The sequence below is a fragment of the Variovorax nivicola genome (assembly GCF_051216475.1).
Lineage (GTDB): Bacteria > Pseudomonadota > Gammaproteobacteria > Burkholderiales > Burkholderiaceae_C > Variovorax.
Map to the genome: position 1 here is coordinate 75,956 of NZ_JBPJZK010000007.1, position 14,396 is coordinate 90,351.

Annotated in this window: 14 protein-coding genes; 2 read left to right on the forward strand and 12 right to left on the reverse strand. The window is 67.2% G+C overall.

What is annotated here, in order from left to right; genetic code table 11:
- Position 1: 1 nt before the first annotated feature.
- The 10 genes from ACSFBF_RS25635 to gspG all read right to left on the reverse strand — a co-directional run bounded on the left by ACSFBF_RS25635 (position 2) and on the right by gspG (position 9,404).
- Complete coding sequence (locus tag ACSFBF_RS25635; RefSeq protein WP_093048284.1) at positions 2-1,393, reverse strand: GspE/PulE family protein; 1,392 nt, start codon at positions 1,391-1,393, stop codon at positions 2-4.
- 16 nt (positions 1,394-1,409) lie between these two features.
- Positions 1,410-3,710, reverse strand: a complete 2,301-nt coding sequence (gene gspD / locus ACSFBF_RS25640) for a type II secretion system secretin GspD (protein WP_435471953.1) — start codon at positions 3,708-3,710, stop codon at positions 1,410-1,412.
- A 5-nt stretch (positions 3,711-3,715) separates the two neighbouring features.
- On the reverse strand, positions 3,716-4,516 hold the full coding sequence (gene gspN, locus ACSFBF_RS25645) for a type II secretion system protein N (protein ID WP_435471955.1): 801 nt from the start codon (positions 4,514-4,516) through the stop codon (positions 3,716-3,718).
- A gap of 16 nt (positions 4,517-4,532) precedes the next feature.
- A complete protein-coding gene (gene gspM, locus ACSFBF_RS25650; RefSeq protein WP_435471957.1) occupies positions 4,533-5,084 on the reverse strand; it encodes a type II secretion system protein GspM in 552 nt (183 codons plus the stop codon).
- Entirely contained in the window at positions 5,081-6,292 is a 1,212-nt protein-coding gene (gene gspL, locus ACSFBF_RS25655) for a type II secretion system protein GspL (protein ID WP_435471959.1), read from the reverse strand. The genes gspM and gspL overlap by 4 nt, the downstream gene beginning before the upstream one ends.
- A gap of 126 nt (positions 6,293-6,418) precedes the next feature.
- A complete protein-coding gene (gene gspK, locus ACSFBF_RS25660; RefSeq protein WP_435471961.1) occupies positions 6,419-7,414 on the reverse strand; it encodes a type II secretion system minor pseudopilin GspK in 996 nt (331 codons plus the stop codon).
- Complete coding sequence (locus ACSFBF_RS25665; protein WP_435471963.1) at positions 7,411-8,097, reverse strand: PulJ/GspJ family protein; 687 nt, start codon at positions 8,095-8,097, stop codon at positions 7,411-7,413. The genes gspK and ACSFBF_RS25665 overlap by 4 nt, the downstream gene beginning before the upstream one ends.
- Positions 8,097-8,480, reverse strand: a complete 384-nt coding sequence (gspI, locus tag ACSFBF_RS25670) for a type II secretion system minor pseudopilin GspI (RefSeq protein WP_435471965.1) — start codon at positions 8,478-8,480, stop codon at positions 8,097-8,099. The genes ACSFBF_RS25665 and gspI overlap by 1 nt, the downstream gene beginning before the upstream one ends.
- On the reverse strand, positions 8,477-8,989 hold the full coding sequence (locus ACSFBF_RS25675) for a prepilin-type N-terminal cleavage/methylation domain-containing protein (protein ID WP_435471967.1): 513 nt from the start codon (positions 8,987-8,989) through the stop codon (positions 8,477-8,479). Before ACSFBF_RS25675 ends, gspI begins: the two co-directional genes overlap by 4 nt.
- A complete protein-coding gene (gspG, locus tag ACSFBF_RS25680) occupies positions 8,964-9,404 on the reverse strand; it encodes a type II secretion system major pseudopilin GspG (protein WP_093048308.1) in 441 nt (146 codons plus the stop codon). Before gspG ends, ACSFBF_RS25675 begins: the two co-directional genes overlap by 26 nt.
- 50 nt (positions 9,405-9,454) lie before the next feature.
- On the opposite strand from gspG, the gene ACSFBF_RS25685 reads away from it, so the two are divergent.
- Complete coding sequence (locus tag ACSFBF_RS25685; protein ID WP_435471969.1) at positions 9,455-10,084, forward strand: type II secretion system protein N; 630 nt, start codon at positions 9,455-9,457, stop codon at positions 10,082-10,084.
- A gap of 69 nt (positions 10,085-10,153) precedes the next feature.
- Here ACSFBF_RS25685 and ilvA read toward each other — a convergent pair whose 3' ends face one another.
- Entirely contained in the window at positions 10,154-11,767 is a 1,614-nt protein-coding gene (gene ilvA, locus ACSFBF_RS25690; RefSeq protein WP_435471971.1) for a threonine ammonia-lyase, biosynthetic, read from the reverse strand.
- A 50-nt stretch (positions 11,768-11,817) separates the two neighbouring features.
- On the opposite strand from ilvA, the gene ACSFBF_RS25695 reads away from it, so the two are divergent.
- Positions 11,818-12,948, forward strand: coding sequence for a hypothetical protein (locus tag ACSFBF_RS25695; RefSeq protein ID WP_435471973.1), 1,131 nt, complete (start codon positions 11,818-11,820; stop codon positions 12,946-12,948).
- A 118-nt stretch (positions 12,949-13,066) separates the two neighbouring features.
- On the opposite strand, the gene ACSFBF_RS25700 is transcribed toward ACSFBF_RS25695, so the two are convergent.
- Positions 13,067-14,296 carry a porin gene (locus ACSFBF_RS25700; protein ID WP_435472369.1) on the reverse strand — a complete coding sequence of 410 codons (1,230 nt, stop codon included), beginning with the start codon at positions 14,294-14,296 and terminating at the stop codon, positions 13,067-13,069.
- Positions 14,297-14,396 lie beyond the last annotated feature (100 nt).

The window sequence follows — 14,396 nt, forward strand, 5'->3', positions numbered from 1 at the left end:
CTTAGTCGCGCGTGACGCGCAGCAACTCGGCGCGCGAAGTGACGCCAGCCTGCACCAGCCGTTCGCCGTCTTCGCGCATCAGGCGCAAGCCGCCACGCGCGCCGGCCTTGAGCAGTTCGCTCTCGGCCGCCTTGCTGTGGATCAGGCCCTGCACGGTTTCGTCGGCCACAAGCAGCTCGAAGATGCCGGTGCGGCCCTGGTAGCCGGTTTGGCCGCACACTTCGCAGCCCGCACCGGCGCACACCGTGCAGACCTTGCGCACGAGGCGCTGCGCGAGCACGCCGAGCAGCGACGAGCTGAGAAGAAAGGGCTCCACGCCCATGTCGGTCAGGCGCGTGACGGCGCTGACGGAATCGTTGGTGTGCAGCGTGGCCAGCACCAGGTGGCCGGTCAGCGAGGCCTGGATGGCGATCTGCGCGGTTTCGAAGTCGCGGATTTCGCCGATCATGATGACGTCAGGGTCCTGCCGCAGGATCGCGCGCAGGGCCTTGGCGAAGGTGAGTTCGATCTTGGCGTTGATCTGCGTCTGGCCCACGCCCGGCAGCTCGTACTCGATGGGGTCTTCCACCGTCATGATGTTGCTGCGGCTCGCGTCGAGCCGGGCCAGCGCGGCGTACAGCGTGGTGGTCTTGCCCGAGCCCGTGGGCCCGGTCACGAGGATGATGCCGTGCGGCTGCGAGATGAGCTTTTCGAAGCGCTCCAGCGTGTCGCCCTGCATGCCCACCGATTCGAGCGTGAGCTTCGATTCGCTCTTGTCCAGGAGGCGCAGCACGGCGCGCTCGCCATGCGCGCTCGGCAGCGTCGACACCCGCACGTCGACCGCGCGCGTGCCGATGCGCAAGGAGATGCGCCCGTCCTGCGGCAGCCGCTTCTCGGAGATGTCGAGGTCGGCCATGATCTTCAGGCGCGAGATCAGCGCGGCGTGCAGTGCGCGGTTGGGCTGCACCACTTCGCGCAGCGTGCCGTCGATGCGAAAGCGCACGGACGAGGTGCGCTCGTAGGGCTCGATGTGGATGTCGCTGGCGCCGTCTCGAGCGGCCTGCGTGAGCAGCGCGTTCAGCATGCGGATGATGGGCGCGTCGCCAGCGCTCGCCAGCAGGTCTTCGACCGCGGGCAGCTCCTGCATCATGCGCGAGAGGTCGGCGTCGTTCTGCACTTCGCTCACCACCGCGGCGGCGCTCGACTCGCCCTGCGCGTAAGCCGCGCTGATGCGCTGCGCCAGCGCGCCGTCGGCCAGCACCTCGAAGGCCTGCACGCCGTACTTGCGCGACACCTCGCCGACCGCGCTGCGCGCCGGGTGGCTCGACATCCACAGCGTGTAGCGGCCGTCGTCGGTCTCCTCGAGCAAAAGCTGCTGGCTGCGTGCGAAGGCGTAGGGCAAGGGGTAGCGCATGGACATCAAGGCAGTATCAAGGCAGTTCGCGCGTGCTCACGGGGTCGGCGGTCGGCGGCAAGGCGCCGCGCAGGGTGCTCGGCGCCAGCTTGCGGTTGTCGGCGGGCAGCGCGGGCGGCGGGATCAGTTGGGTGCCTTGCTCGCGCAGGCCTCCCCGGCTGTTGCTGGTGGTGCCCAACGGCGGCGACTCCGGCAGCACGGGTGCGGCATTCACGTTGCGCAGCATCACGTTGTCGGTGTTGGGCTGGGCCGCCTGCTGCAGGCCACGGATCTGGTCGTAGCGATCGAATGCGAAGGCTTCGGTCGACGTGGCGTCGCGCATCACCACCGGGCGCAGGAACATCATCAGGTTGTTTTTGACGCGCGAGCGGTTCTCGCTCTTGAACAGGTTGCCGACTACCGGGATGTCGCCGGCAAACGGCACCTTTTCAGTGTTGGTGCCGTAGGTGTCCGACAGCAGGCCGCCTAGCATGACGAGCCCGCCGTCTTCCACCAGCACGCTGGATTCGAGCGAGCGCTTGTTGGTGGTGGGGCCGTTGGGGTCGGTGGTGGTGCCGGGTGCGACGTTCGAGATCTCCTGGAAGATCGTCATCTTCACGGTGCCGTTCTCGTTGATGGTCGGACGCACGCGCAGGGTGAGGCCGACGTCCTTGCGCTCGACGGTGGTGAACGGGTTCACGCCCACCGAGCCCGAGGTGCTGGCGTAGGAGCCGGTCGGGAACGGCACGTTCTGGCCGATGACGATCTTGGCTTCTTCGTTGTCCAGCGTCAGCAGGTTGGGCGTCGAGAGCACGTTGGCGTCGTTGTCGTTGCTGAAGAAGTTCGCCACTGCACCCAGGATGTACTGGCCACCGATCTTGCCGGCAATGCCGAGGTTCAGGCCAGACTGGACCGACGTTGCCAGGCCGGAGGCATCCTTGGTGGCCAGCGCCTGGGTCAGCGCCAGGATGTTGCCGCCGTTGAGGGAGGAGTTGGTGCCGATGACGGCGTTGTTGCCCAGCGCGCTTTGCCACTGCACGCCGAACTTGGCGGCCTTGGTGGCGTTGACCTCGACGATCAGCGCCTCGATCATGACCTGCGCGCGCCGGCCGTCGAGCTTGTCGATCACGGCGCGCATCTGGCGGTACTGCGGCTCGGGCGCGGTGATGATCAGCGAGTTGGTCGTCGGGTCGGCCTGGATCTGGCCGCCGGTCGAGGGCTGGTTGGCGTTGTTCAGCGGCGCGTTGGCGGCGGCCGAGCCACCGCCCTGGCTGCCGCCGCTGTTCAGGTTCACCTGCATGGCTTGCGGCGCGCTCTGCTGGGGCGCCGCACCGCCACCCGCAGCGCCTGCCGCGCCCGACGTGGTGTTCTGCTGGTTCGCCGCCATCGCGGCGCGCAGCGTGGCCGCCAGGCGCACCGCGTCGGCGTTCTTCAGATAGACCACGTAGATGTTGCCGGCCAGGCCATTGCTGCTTTCGGTCGGCGCACGGTCGAGCTTCTCGACCAGCGTGCGCACCAGCGCCACGCGCGCCGGGTTGGCCGCGCGCAAGATCAGCGAGTTGCTGCGCGGGTCGGCCATGAGGGTGGTGCGGAACGACGCGTCGGTCGCACCAGGTGCGGCGCCGCCCGGGGCGCCGGAGCCGCCGCCGTCGACCAGGCGCTGCACCAGCGGCACCATGTCGGTGGCAACCGAGTGCTTGAGCTGGATGACCTCGATGTCGGAAGCATTCGGCACGTCGAGCGACGCGATGATGCGCGCCAGCCGGCGCATGTTGTCGGCGTAGTCGGTGATCACGAGCGAGTTGTTGCCCGGGTTCACGTTGATGGTGTTGTTCGGCGGAATCAGCGGGCGCAGCACCGGCAGCAGGTTGTTCGGCGACTCGTAGTTGAGCCGGAAGATCTGCGTGACGATCTGGTTGCTGCCGCTCGACGCCGTGGCGCTGATGGAGGTGTTGACGGTGCTGCTCTGCAGCTTGGCGTCGGCCTCGGGCACCACCTTGTAGAGGCCGTCGGCCTCCACCACCGCGAAGCCCTGCAGGCGCAGCGCCGAGGCGAACTGGTTGAAGGCGGCGGCAGGCTGGATGGCGCGGTCGGTGACCAGGTTCATCGTGCCCTTGACGCGCGGGTCGACCACCACGTCGCGGCCCGTGACCACCGCCATGGTGCGGGCCACGGCCTCGATGTCGGCGTTGGAGAAGTTCAGCGTGATCGGCTCGCCGCGGCGCGGCGCATCGCCGGTCTGCGCGAACGCGGCGGGTGCACCCTGCAGGAACGTGGCGGCGATCAGCACGCGCACGGCGAGTGCGACGGTGCCGGTCGAAAACAGTGGCTTCATCATGAGGATCAACCCAGGGTGATGATCGAACGCGCGTTCTCGCGCCGTCCGATGATGTTCAACAAATTGGAAAGCGCGTCTTCGCGGCCGGGCGCGGCACTGGCTTCGCCGTTGAAGCGGAAGGAAGTGCCGTTCCAGCTGCCGCTGCCGTTCAGTTCGAGGCTGCCCTCGCGCGTGCTGAGCAGCAGCGTGGGGCGGGTGCCGCCTTCGAGCGTGAGCCGGTAGCTGCCCATCGGCCGCAGGGTCGACAGGCTGGAGGAAACATCGGTGGCGTCGAGCGTGGCCTGGCCGGCAACGCGCAGCGCGGGGCCGTCCCACTGCATCGAGAAGGCCTTGGTGGACAGGTCGAGCGCGCCTTCGAGCTTGAGCGTGTTCCAGGGCGCGCCCAGGCCGGTGAGCAGGGTGGCGGGCCAGCGTGAGCGGCTGTCCTGCCACGCGAGCTGCATGCCGCCGGCGCGCGGACTGGCCTTGAGTTCGAGCGGCTGCGCGGCGCAGCAGGGCAGGTCGAGGCTGGCGGCGATGCCGCTCCAGCCCGGGCGCATGCGCCAGTGCAGCAGGCCGGGCAGCGACACCGCCTGCGCGCCGCCTGCGCCGCTGGCGAAGACCACGGCGGCCGTGCCGTTCCAGACGGTGCCGCGCGGGTTGGCCAGCACGAGGCGACCATGGCTCCAGTTCGACAGCGCCGCCGCGAGCCAGCGCGCCGGCGCGAACAGCACCACCGCCAGCAGCGCGCCGACCGTGATGCCGAGCAAGGCCCAGCGCCAGCCGCGGCGCGGCCGGGGTTCGGAGATGGGGGGGCGGGTCAGCATGCGGGCTTGCTGCTGCTCATCGCGCCGCGGGCAGCGCCATGACGACGGTGCCGTCCCAGCGGACCTGCGGCGTCTTCGGCGCGTCCTTCGCGCCGGGCGATGGTGTGGCGGCTGGCGCTGCGGTTGGCGCGCGGGTCAGGTGGACTTCGCGCGGCACGGCATGGGCGTTGCCGCGGGCCTGGCCGAGCCATTGGGCGACGGTGGCTGCTGGCGCGGACCGCAGCGAGACGGCGGCAGAGCCGTCGCCGCCGGCCGTTACGAGCTGCGCGTTGCCGGCGCCGAAGCTGTCGCGCACCGAGGTCTCGAGCGCGCGCAGCGCGTCGTCGCGGTTCAGGCGCGGCTGCGATTGCAGTGCCTTGGCGCGGTTCTGCAAGGTGGCCATCTGCTGCAGTTGCGCATCGAGTTGCGCATGTTCGGCCGGTGCCGCGGCCAGCGTGCGCAGCGCGGGGGCGAGCGCAATCCACCAAAGCAAGGCCAGTGCCACGAGTGCGGCGGCGGCGTAGACCATGCGGCGCTCGCGCACCTCCAGGGTGGCCCAGTGGGCCTTGATCTGTTCGCTGAAATTCATCGGTTGGCCTCGGCCTGTACCAGCAGGAGATCGCCTTCGGTGCGCACGTTGTAGCCGCGCGGCGCCATCGCGCCGGTGATCTGCGAGACCTCCGACGGCTGCAGCCCGAGGCCGCGCAGGCGCAACTGCCCGGCGCTGTAGTCGACCGCGCTCGGCACCTTGCCGGGCGGCAGGTTGGCGGCGAGCGCGCCGACCATGGGTTCGAAGTCGCTGCCCGCCACGTCGCCCACGGCCTGCTGCAATGCGGCAACTTCGCGCTGCATCTGCACCGGCGCGTCGACCACGATCTTTACCGAGGGGAAGGTCTGGGTCAGCATGGCCTTGGCGGCCTGGCGTTTCGATTCGAGCGCGCTGCGTTCCTTCCAGGCCCAGGCGTTGAGACCGATCAGCTGGGTCAGCAGCAGCACGACCACGCCCCAGCGCGCGGCGCGCCACTCGGGCGCATAGCGCAGCGTTTGCAGGACCGATGCGAATTTCTTGCCGGCGCGTGCGCGGCCAGTCGCGGCGAGGTCGAACTGCGCGAGCTCCCAGGACGTGCGCGCGGCCTGCAGCCAGCGCTGCGGCGATTGCACGATGGGCACGCGGCGTTCGAGCAGTTGCTCGGCTGCTTCGGCCACGGCGGGCTCGGTGGTGATGACGGCGGTGTCCAGCGGCAGGCCGCCCGACAGGGCCAGCCCCGCGCCGGCCAGCGGCAGCGAGACCACGCCGTCGGCGTCGCACACCGTGAGCTGCGGCGCCTCGGGCTCGCCCGTGACCAGCAGCAGCGGCGGGCCATCGACCGGCTGCGGCGCGAACTCGGGGACGATGCGCACCACGCGCCGCCCGGCCGCTTCGAGCCCTTGCACGACGCTGCGCAGCCAGATGCGGTTGCAGGCCGCGACCCACACGGGCGCGCCGGCCTTGGCATCGGGCTCGAGCGCGAAGTGCAGGGCCTCGGGCTCGTCGAGCAGATGCTCTTCGAGTAGACCGTCGAGCACGGCGCGCAGCTTCGACGCGCTGCCCATGCTGCCCTTGGGCAGCGTGACGCGGTGCCACGAGAGCGCGACGGAAGGAATGCCGAGCATGACCTCAGCGCTCGAGGGCAGGAGCGCCAGCAACGCGCGGCCCTGGTTGCGCAATGCAATGCCGTCGTCGCCTGCCTGGGCCCAGTCGTACTCGCCCGCGGCATCGGCCGGAGGGAGGGGGGCAATGAGCAGCAGGGGAGTCATGTGGATCTTGGAAAAGCCGGTGATTGTAGGTGCGCGTCTGACAGGCTGACGCTCTTGTTTCGATAGCGTGTTGCGCAGACGCCATGCGCGTTCGAAGGCTTTTTGTCTACAAATAGGGCATCGAAATCAGGGTTTGACCGTAGTGTCCGTTGCGCCGGCGCCGCGGGTGCGCCAGATCGTCGTTACCGTGACACCGTTGCGCTGTAGAAGCGAGCGCTCCTCGACGTAGGTGCGCTCCAGCCGCAGCCTGCCGTAGACCTCGAAGTACTGCGTGCCCACGCCGTGCTGCGTTGCATTGAAGGGAGTGCTGCCGCTGGGGAGCGCTAGATTGGCCGAGGGAAGGTCCTTGAAGAAGGTGCGTGTGCGGCGCTCCACCAGCTGGCGCGCGCTGGCGATGTTGAGCGACTCCATGCTGGCGCTGATGGCTTCGGCGCTCGCGGTGTTGAGGTTGAGCGTGGTCTTCACCGGCAGGATCGTCACGTAGGGTTCGAGCGCGGCGGCGGTCGAGGGCGACAGGCCCAGCCACACCAGCTGCGAGACCTGCTGCGGCATCAGCGGCGCGGCGCTGGGGTCGTCGCCACCGCCACTGCTGCTGCCATCGGTCGCGGTGCCCGTGGCAAGGGCGGCCACCAGGCCTGTGGTCATCCGACTGAGTTCCGACGCCGGCAGGCCCAGCAGGTTGAACAGCCGGGTGAAGGTGGCGACGCTGGCGGGCACCGGCTTGCCGTTGTCGACCAGCGACAGCACGTTGAGCTTGGACTGCGCATCGACGATGCGGCCTGAGAGGAAAGCATCGGGCAGTCCTTCGAGGCTGTCGCTCGACACGTTCTTGTCGGCCGCCAGAAAGCTCGTGAGCCGCGCTTCCTCGAGCGGCACGGCCCAGGGCTCCGTCAGGTTGTCGGCGCCACCGGTGCGGCCGTCTTCGCTGAGGATCAGGCGCGACCAGTCGAGCGCGCCGATCAGCACCCAGGCAGCCTGCACGCGTGCGCGCTCGGCGCCTTCGACCTCGGCCGCGCGCCATTGCTGCCACAGCGCCGCGGCGGCGAAGGTGGCCACGAGCATCACGGTCAGCATCGCGGCGAGCAGGGCGGCGCCGGACTGGCGCTTCTTTGTTGCCGTCATGATGATTTCGCCGATCCGACGGTCGGCTTGACCCAGTCGCGCGTGAGCGTGCCCGAGAGGCCGTCGCCGGGTGGCAGCGTGATGACGAGGCGCACGCCGTCGGGCATGGCGACGACGGGGCCCGCGGGATTGTTGGGGTTGGGCGCGACGGTGGGCAACTGGCTGGCCGGCACCCAGACGTTGTCGCGGAAGAAATAGAGCTGCCAGCTGCTGGCTGGCACCAGCGGCACGTCGCTGTAGCCGCCTCCGGCCGCGCCAGCGCCGCCGTCCTGTGCCCAGGCGGCCGCGAAGTTCCAGGCCTGCTGCCATTCGCCGCGCGTGGTGAAGGGCTGCGATTGCCAGCGCCGCCAGCGCACGCCGTCGGAGTCGGACTTCAGCATCCAGGCCACCACCTGCACTGAAGGCGCCGTGTCGTCGCTGCCACGGCGCGTGAGCCGTAGCACGCGGCCGTCCCAATCGATCGGGCGGGTCTGTGCGAGCGTGGTCACCGCGTCGAGGTCGGCGCCCCACTGCGCGAGCGTTGCCTGCAGCGTGAGGACGGCGTCGGCTCGCTGCTGGTTCTGCGTCGTGGCGCGGGACATGCTGTCGAGCCCGCGCCAGCTGATGAGCGAGAGCAGGGCCATCACCGCGATGGCGACGAGCAGCTCGATCAGCGTGAAGCCGCGGGGCTTGGGGGCGAGCATCAGTACCTCCCCACGATGGTGGAGATGCGCAGGATTGGCGCGTCGGCCTCGTCGCGCACCTGCACGTCGACGCGCCGGAAATTCGGGTTCAGCGTGGACGTGGTCGAAGTGGTCACGTTGAACGAGACGCCAGCCTGCAGGCAGATGGAGCCCGAGTCGCCCACCGCTGGCATCTGCCGCGACAGGCGGGCCTTGGCGAGTTCGTTCTCAGCGCACAGGTCGGCCAGCACGAGGTCAGACTGGCGCTGTGCATTGCGTGTGAGCGACATCGTGGCCTGCGAACCCGCGGCCAGCGCCAGCGCGACGATGCCGAGCGCGATCAGCACTTCGATCAGCGTGAAGCCGCCGATGCGCGAGGACTGGGCAGGGCGTCGCGCGTTCATTGCACGGCCGATACGGTGAAGGGGCGCACCCCATCGGTCGCGATGCGCAATGCACGCGCGGGCGGGCCGGCGGAATAGAGCATGACCTGCTGCGCCGTGATGATCGGATCGGGCCCAAGCTGCAGCGCGGGAACCAGCGTGCCGTTGGTGAGAGAGGCCTGTGCGGTGATGCCTTCGGCGGCCCAGCCGTTGGGCAGCGAGCCGGGCGGGAGGCCGTCGAACACGAAGCTGCCTTCGACGGGCCGCCACCGCACCACGATGCCGCTGGCGCGCGACTGGGCGCGGGCCGATTCGAGCAGGGCGGCGAGCCGGTCGGCTTCGCGGTCGAGCTTGGCGGCGTTGGTGTCGCGTATGGCGAAGCTGACGGCAGCGGTGGCGATCGCGATGATGGCGATCACCACGATCAGCTCCAGCAGCGTGAAGCCGCGGGCCGGTTGGATGTGGGGGCGTGGATACCGGTTGCGGCGCAGCGCGCCCGAGCCGCTATTGCCAGCTGCCGATGTCGGCATTCTTGCCCTCGCCGCCGCTCTGGCCGTCGGCGCCGAACGAGAGCACGTCGATCTCGCCCTTGATGCCCGGGTTCATGTACTGGTACGGATGGCCCCAGGGGTCGTTGGGCAGCTTCTCGACGTAGGCCTTCCAGTTGGGCGCGGCCGGACCGGTGGTCGGGCGCGTGAGCAGCGCCTGCAGTCCCTGCTCGGCGGTGGGGTAGCGCTGGTTGTCCAGGCGGTAGAGCTTGAGCGCCTGCATCAGGTTGTTGATGTCGGTGCGGGCGGCCGTCACGCGGGCGTCGTCGGCGCGCTCGATCACGTTCGGCACGATCAGCGCCGCCAGCACGCCGATGATGACCAGCACCACCATCAGTTCGATCAGCGTGAAGCCGCGTTGGGCGGTGCGGGTGGCGGCACGGAGGAATTTGTTCATAGCTTGGGCGGACATGATTCGGAAAGCGCGCTGCATGATAATCCGCAGCCATGACAAGTCCCTACTCAGCCGCTCGCTGGCATGCCCCACTTGCAACGACTGGGCTTTGGGCGCTGGCGGCCGGTGCCGCGGTGTTCTGGGCGCTGCGCCTGGCTTCGCCAGCCGACGCCGTGGCGGCCGCCGCAACGATGCCGCGGCCTTCGGTGACGGCCGATTCGGATGCGGTGGCCCGGCTGCTGGGCGTGCTGCCTGCGTCTCGCACGGCCCAGGTGGCGCCCGAAGCGGCCAGCCGCTTTGCGCTGTCGGGTGTGGTGGCCGACCCTTCGAAGCAGGGGGCCGCGTTGATCTCCATCGATGGCAAGCCGCCGCGGCCGTTCCGTGTGGGCTCGGTGGTCGGCGACAACTATGTGCTGCAGTCGGTGGGCCTGCGCTCGGCGACCATCGGCACGCAGGCCGACGGGCCGGCGGCGTTCACGCTGCAATTGCCGGTGCGCGCGCCGATCAGTGTTTCCAGCCCTGGGCTGCCGGCGGTGCCGATGTCTGCGCCGCCCGGGCCTCTGCCTGCGACGATGCCGGCTGTGATGGCCCCGCCGCAGTTGCCGCAGCAACAGCAGCAACTGGGTGGCCCGTTGCAGCCGCCTGCTGCGATGGCGCCGCCGCAACAGGCACCTGCGCAATAGCAGCGGACAGCTGAACGAGCGAGCGACCCACCAACGATCGAAGCCGGCCTTGAGCCGGCTTCCGCTTTTTCAGGCCTGCAGAAAGAGCCGGTACGCCGGATTGGCCGTTTCCTCGACGTAGGGGTAGCCCAGCGTTTCGAGGAAGGCGTCGAACTCGGCGGCTTCGCCGGCCGGCACCTGCAGGCCCACGAGGATGCGGCCGTAGTCGGCGCCCTGGTTGCGGTAATGGAACAGGCTGATGTTCCAGTTCGGCTGCATCAGGCTCAGGAACTTGAGCAGCGCGCCGGGACGCTCGGGAAACACGAAGCGCAGCAGGCGTTCGTCATGCGCGAGGCCGGTGCGTCCGCCCACCAGGTGCCGCAGATGTTCCTTCGCAAGCTCGTCGTGCGTGAGGTCGAGCGTGTTGAATCCGTGCTCGTCGAAGGTCCGCGCGATGAAGGCCGACTCGCCGCGCGCCGAGGTCGTGAGACCGACGAACACATGCGCCTTGGCTGCGTCGCTTATGCGGTAGTTGAACTCGGTCACGTTGCGCGGTGCGCCGCCGGTGCCCGTGGCTTCGGCGTCGCTCGCGGGCATCTCGCCGATCAGCTCGCAGAAGCGGCGGAAGCTGCCGCGCTCTTCGGGCATGGTGACCGCGAACAACGCTTCGCGCTCTTCACCGACTTCGGCGCGTTCGGCGACGAAGCGCAGCCGGTCGAAATTCATGTTGGCGCCGCACAGGATGGCCGCATAGGTCTCGCCGTGGCGGCCGTGCTGGGCAACGTACTCTTTGATGGCCGCGACTGCCAGCGCACCCGCCGGTTCGACGATGCTGCGCGTGTCCACGAAGATGTCCTTGATGGCGGCGCACACGGCATCGGTGTCGACGGCGATGTATTCGTCGACCAGCTCGCTGGCGATGCGGAAGGTTTCCTCGCCGACCAGCTTGACCGCCGTGCCGTCCGAGAACAGGCCGACGTCGGAGAGGTTCACGCGCTGGTGGGCCGCGACCGATTGCATCATCGCGTCGGAGTCGTTCATCTGCACGCCGATCACCTTGATCTCGGGTCGCACGGCCTTGATGTAGTTGGCCACGCCGGAGATCAAGCCGCCTCCGCCGATTGCGACGAACACTGCATCGAGTGGGCCCTGGTGCTGACGCAGGATTTCCATTGCGATGGTGCCCTGGCCCGCGATGACATCGGGGTCGTCGAAGGGATGCACGAAGGTCAGGTTTTGCTGCGCCTGCAATTCGAGTGCGTGCAGATAGGCATCTGAATAGCTGTCGCCATGCAACACGATTTCGCCGCCGAAACCACGCACCGCATCGATTTTCAGTTTGGGCGTAGTCACTGGCATCACGATCACCGCGCGTGTGCCGAGCTTGCGCGCACCCAATGCAACACCTTGCGCGTGATTTCCAGCCGATGCGCAAATTACGCCGCTTGCCAATTGCGCAGCATTCAGATGTGCCATCTTGTTATAGGCGCCGCGCAGCTTGAAGCTGAAGACCGGTTGCTGGTCTTCGCGCTTGAGCAGCACGGTGTTGCCGAGCCGTTCGCTGAGCGCGCGCGCCTTCTCGAGCGCGGATTCGACGGCAACGTCGTAGACCCGAGCGTTAAGTATTTTTCTGAGATAGTCGGCGGGCGTGAGCGCCGGATTAACAGGCGCATTGCGCACGATTGTTTCCATGGGAGTTTTCATTTGCTAACTGTTGATGATAAGAGGCATCGGGATTGCATGCGGGATATGACATGGACACAAATGTCATAAACCTCTTCAGCAAAGCCCCAGCTGCAAATGATTCGGGATTTTTTGGACGCGCCTATCCCGCGATTCATCCGACCGCCAATCAATTTACAAATGAGCAGAATCTGTTATCAATTTCTGTCAGTGACCTTTCGAAAGGGCTGATGCAGGCGGAGGCCGCGCGCGTTCAGCGAAAAGAAATTGGGCGTGCTACATGGCAGGTGATGGGCAACAGATTGCGTGCGCACATCGTTCCGCTGCTTGGCGATGTGTCGGCGCAGTCGTTTGCAACCGCCGACGCGCAACGCTTGATCGATCACCTCGGAGAGCAGGGCTTCACCAGCACGACGATTGCCCAGTACCTGGTGCTGTTGCGCAAGGTGGTGATGCACGGTGTGCACATCGGTGTGCTTCGCGATGCGCCCCCTTTTCCAAAGGTCAAGGTGCGCAGCCAGCCGCGCGGCAGCTTCAGCGTTGCGGAGTACCGCACGATCATCAAGACCGCGCGCAGCTTGCGCGGGCATTCGCATCCGGTGCTCGATCAACTCGCGGCCGGCGAACGTTTCTGGATTGCGCGCGAGCTGCTCGTCATGCCGGACGAGTTGCCCTGGCTGATCCGCTGGATGGTGAACACCTTCGTGCGTCCGAGCGACATCAAGCTCATGAAGCACAAGCACATCGAGGTCGTGCGCGGCAAGCACGTCTATCTGCGGATGAACCTGCCTGAGACCAAGCGGCACAGTCAGCCCATCGTGAGCCTGCGTCCTGCGGTGCGGGTCTATGAATGCTTGCTCGCCTATCGCGGCGAGCACGGGTATGGCGGGGCGGAAGACTACATCTTCCTGCCGCAGTTGAAGAACCGTGAGCATGCGTTGGCGGTGCTCAACTTCTTCTTTCACTGGGTGCTCGAGAAGGCGGGGCTTGAGAAGGGGCCACTGGGCCAGTCGAGGACGCTCTACTGTCTGCGTCATACCGCGATCACGCTGCGGCTCTTGTACGGGCAGGGGATCGACATGCTGACCTTGGCACGCAATGCCCGCACGAGCGTCAACATGGTCGAGCGCTTCTACGCATCGGTGTTGAGCGGAGAAATGAATGTGGGGCTGCTGCAAAGCCGGCGTAGCCGGGCGAGCTGAGAGAAAGAGAGGGAAAGAGAGAGGGAAAGGACAAAAAGCCGCCCGGTGTGAGCCGGGCGACTTGAGGCTTTGCTGATTCGAACTGGCGAGAGCCAGCATCGGGATCAAACGAAGAAGATCAGAAAGCGTGACGAATGCCGAAGTCGTAGCCCGTCGAGGTCTTCGGTGTGAACACGCCAGCAGCCGCGTTGTAGAAAGCCGGGCCACCCACGGTCAATGCCGCGCCGTTCTTGTTGCTCACGCGAGCAACGGTGGCGTAAAGGGCGGTGCGCTTCGACAGGTTGTGCACGTAACCGAGTGCCAGCTTGTTGGCCTTCGGGTCGCGTTGGTTGGCGGTGACCGGCAGGTTGTAGTCGTACTTGACGGCCGAGTAGGACGCCCTGATCAAACCAGCGCCAACCGGCACGGTCACACCAAGCAGATAGCCGTTCAGATCGGTGTCGGGGCGGCCGCCGGCGATGGGGGTGATTTCGTAGTCGCGCGAGTTCTTGGCACGTGACAGTTCACCGAATAGCTTCACGGGGCCGAAGTCATACGAGGCACCCAGGTTGAAGGTCTTTACAGAATCGGTGGTGCCGGCGTAGTACTGATCGCCAACCGTGCTGTTGCCGTAGGCCACTGCCACGTCCAGAGGACCGTTGGCGTAGCCGAAGCGACCGCCGATGTAACGGCCTGCGCGGCTCTTCGAGGTTGCACTGTCTTTCGGGGTGAAACCGCCGTTGCTGTACTTGTCGTTCTCGTGGAACGCATACATCACCTGGCCATAGAAGCCACCCAGGTTCGACGGCAGGAAGTAGCCGATCGAATTGCTGGCGCGGGAGTAGTTCTGGTTGCCGCCGAAGCCGCCGGTGTCCTTGGCGCCGTTGGTTACAGCGTTGAATCCGTTGGCCGTGTTGATCAGGCTGGAGCCAACGCCGTTGGTGCCGAACGGATCGAAGACGGTGTCGTTCCAGAACGTCGGGGTGTAGTCACGACCCAGGCGGAGTTCGCCGAAACCACCCGACAGGCTCACGGTTGAGCGACGTACGAAGCTCGAAACGCCGGTGGCGCCGTCGTCATTGGTGATCGGGGCTTCGAGCCAGAAGCTGGCTGCCAAGCCACCACCCAGGTCTTCCGTACCACGGAAGCCCAAGCGGCTGGTGTTGTAGCCAGAGTGGGCCAGCGCAGTGCGGCGGACCTTGACGCTGCCCTGGTTCGTATAGGTGGGAACGCCGAAGCTGTTGCGCAGAACGGTAGGCTTCTGGTCACGCGAACTGGACGAGTAGCCGCTGATCGACGCGTCGACCACACCAAACAGCGTGACGGACGACTGAGCCGAGGCAACACCGGCAACAGCCAGGGCAGCCAGAGCAACTGCCCTTTCGGCGCGAAAACTAGAGTGGCGCCAAGGCCGGTGAGGGTGGCCTGGAAAGAAAAAAGCCCCGAGCTTTGCAGCTCGGGGCTAAATC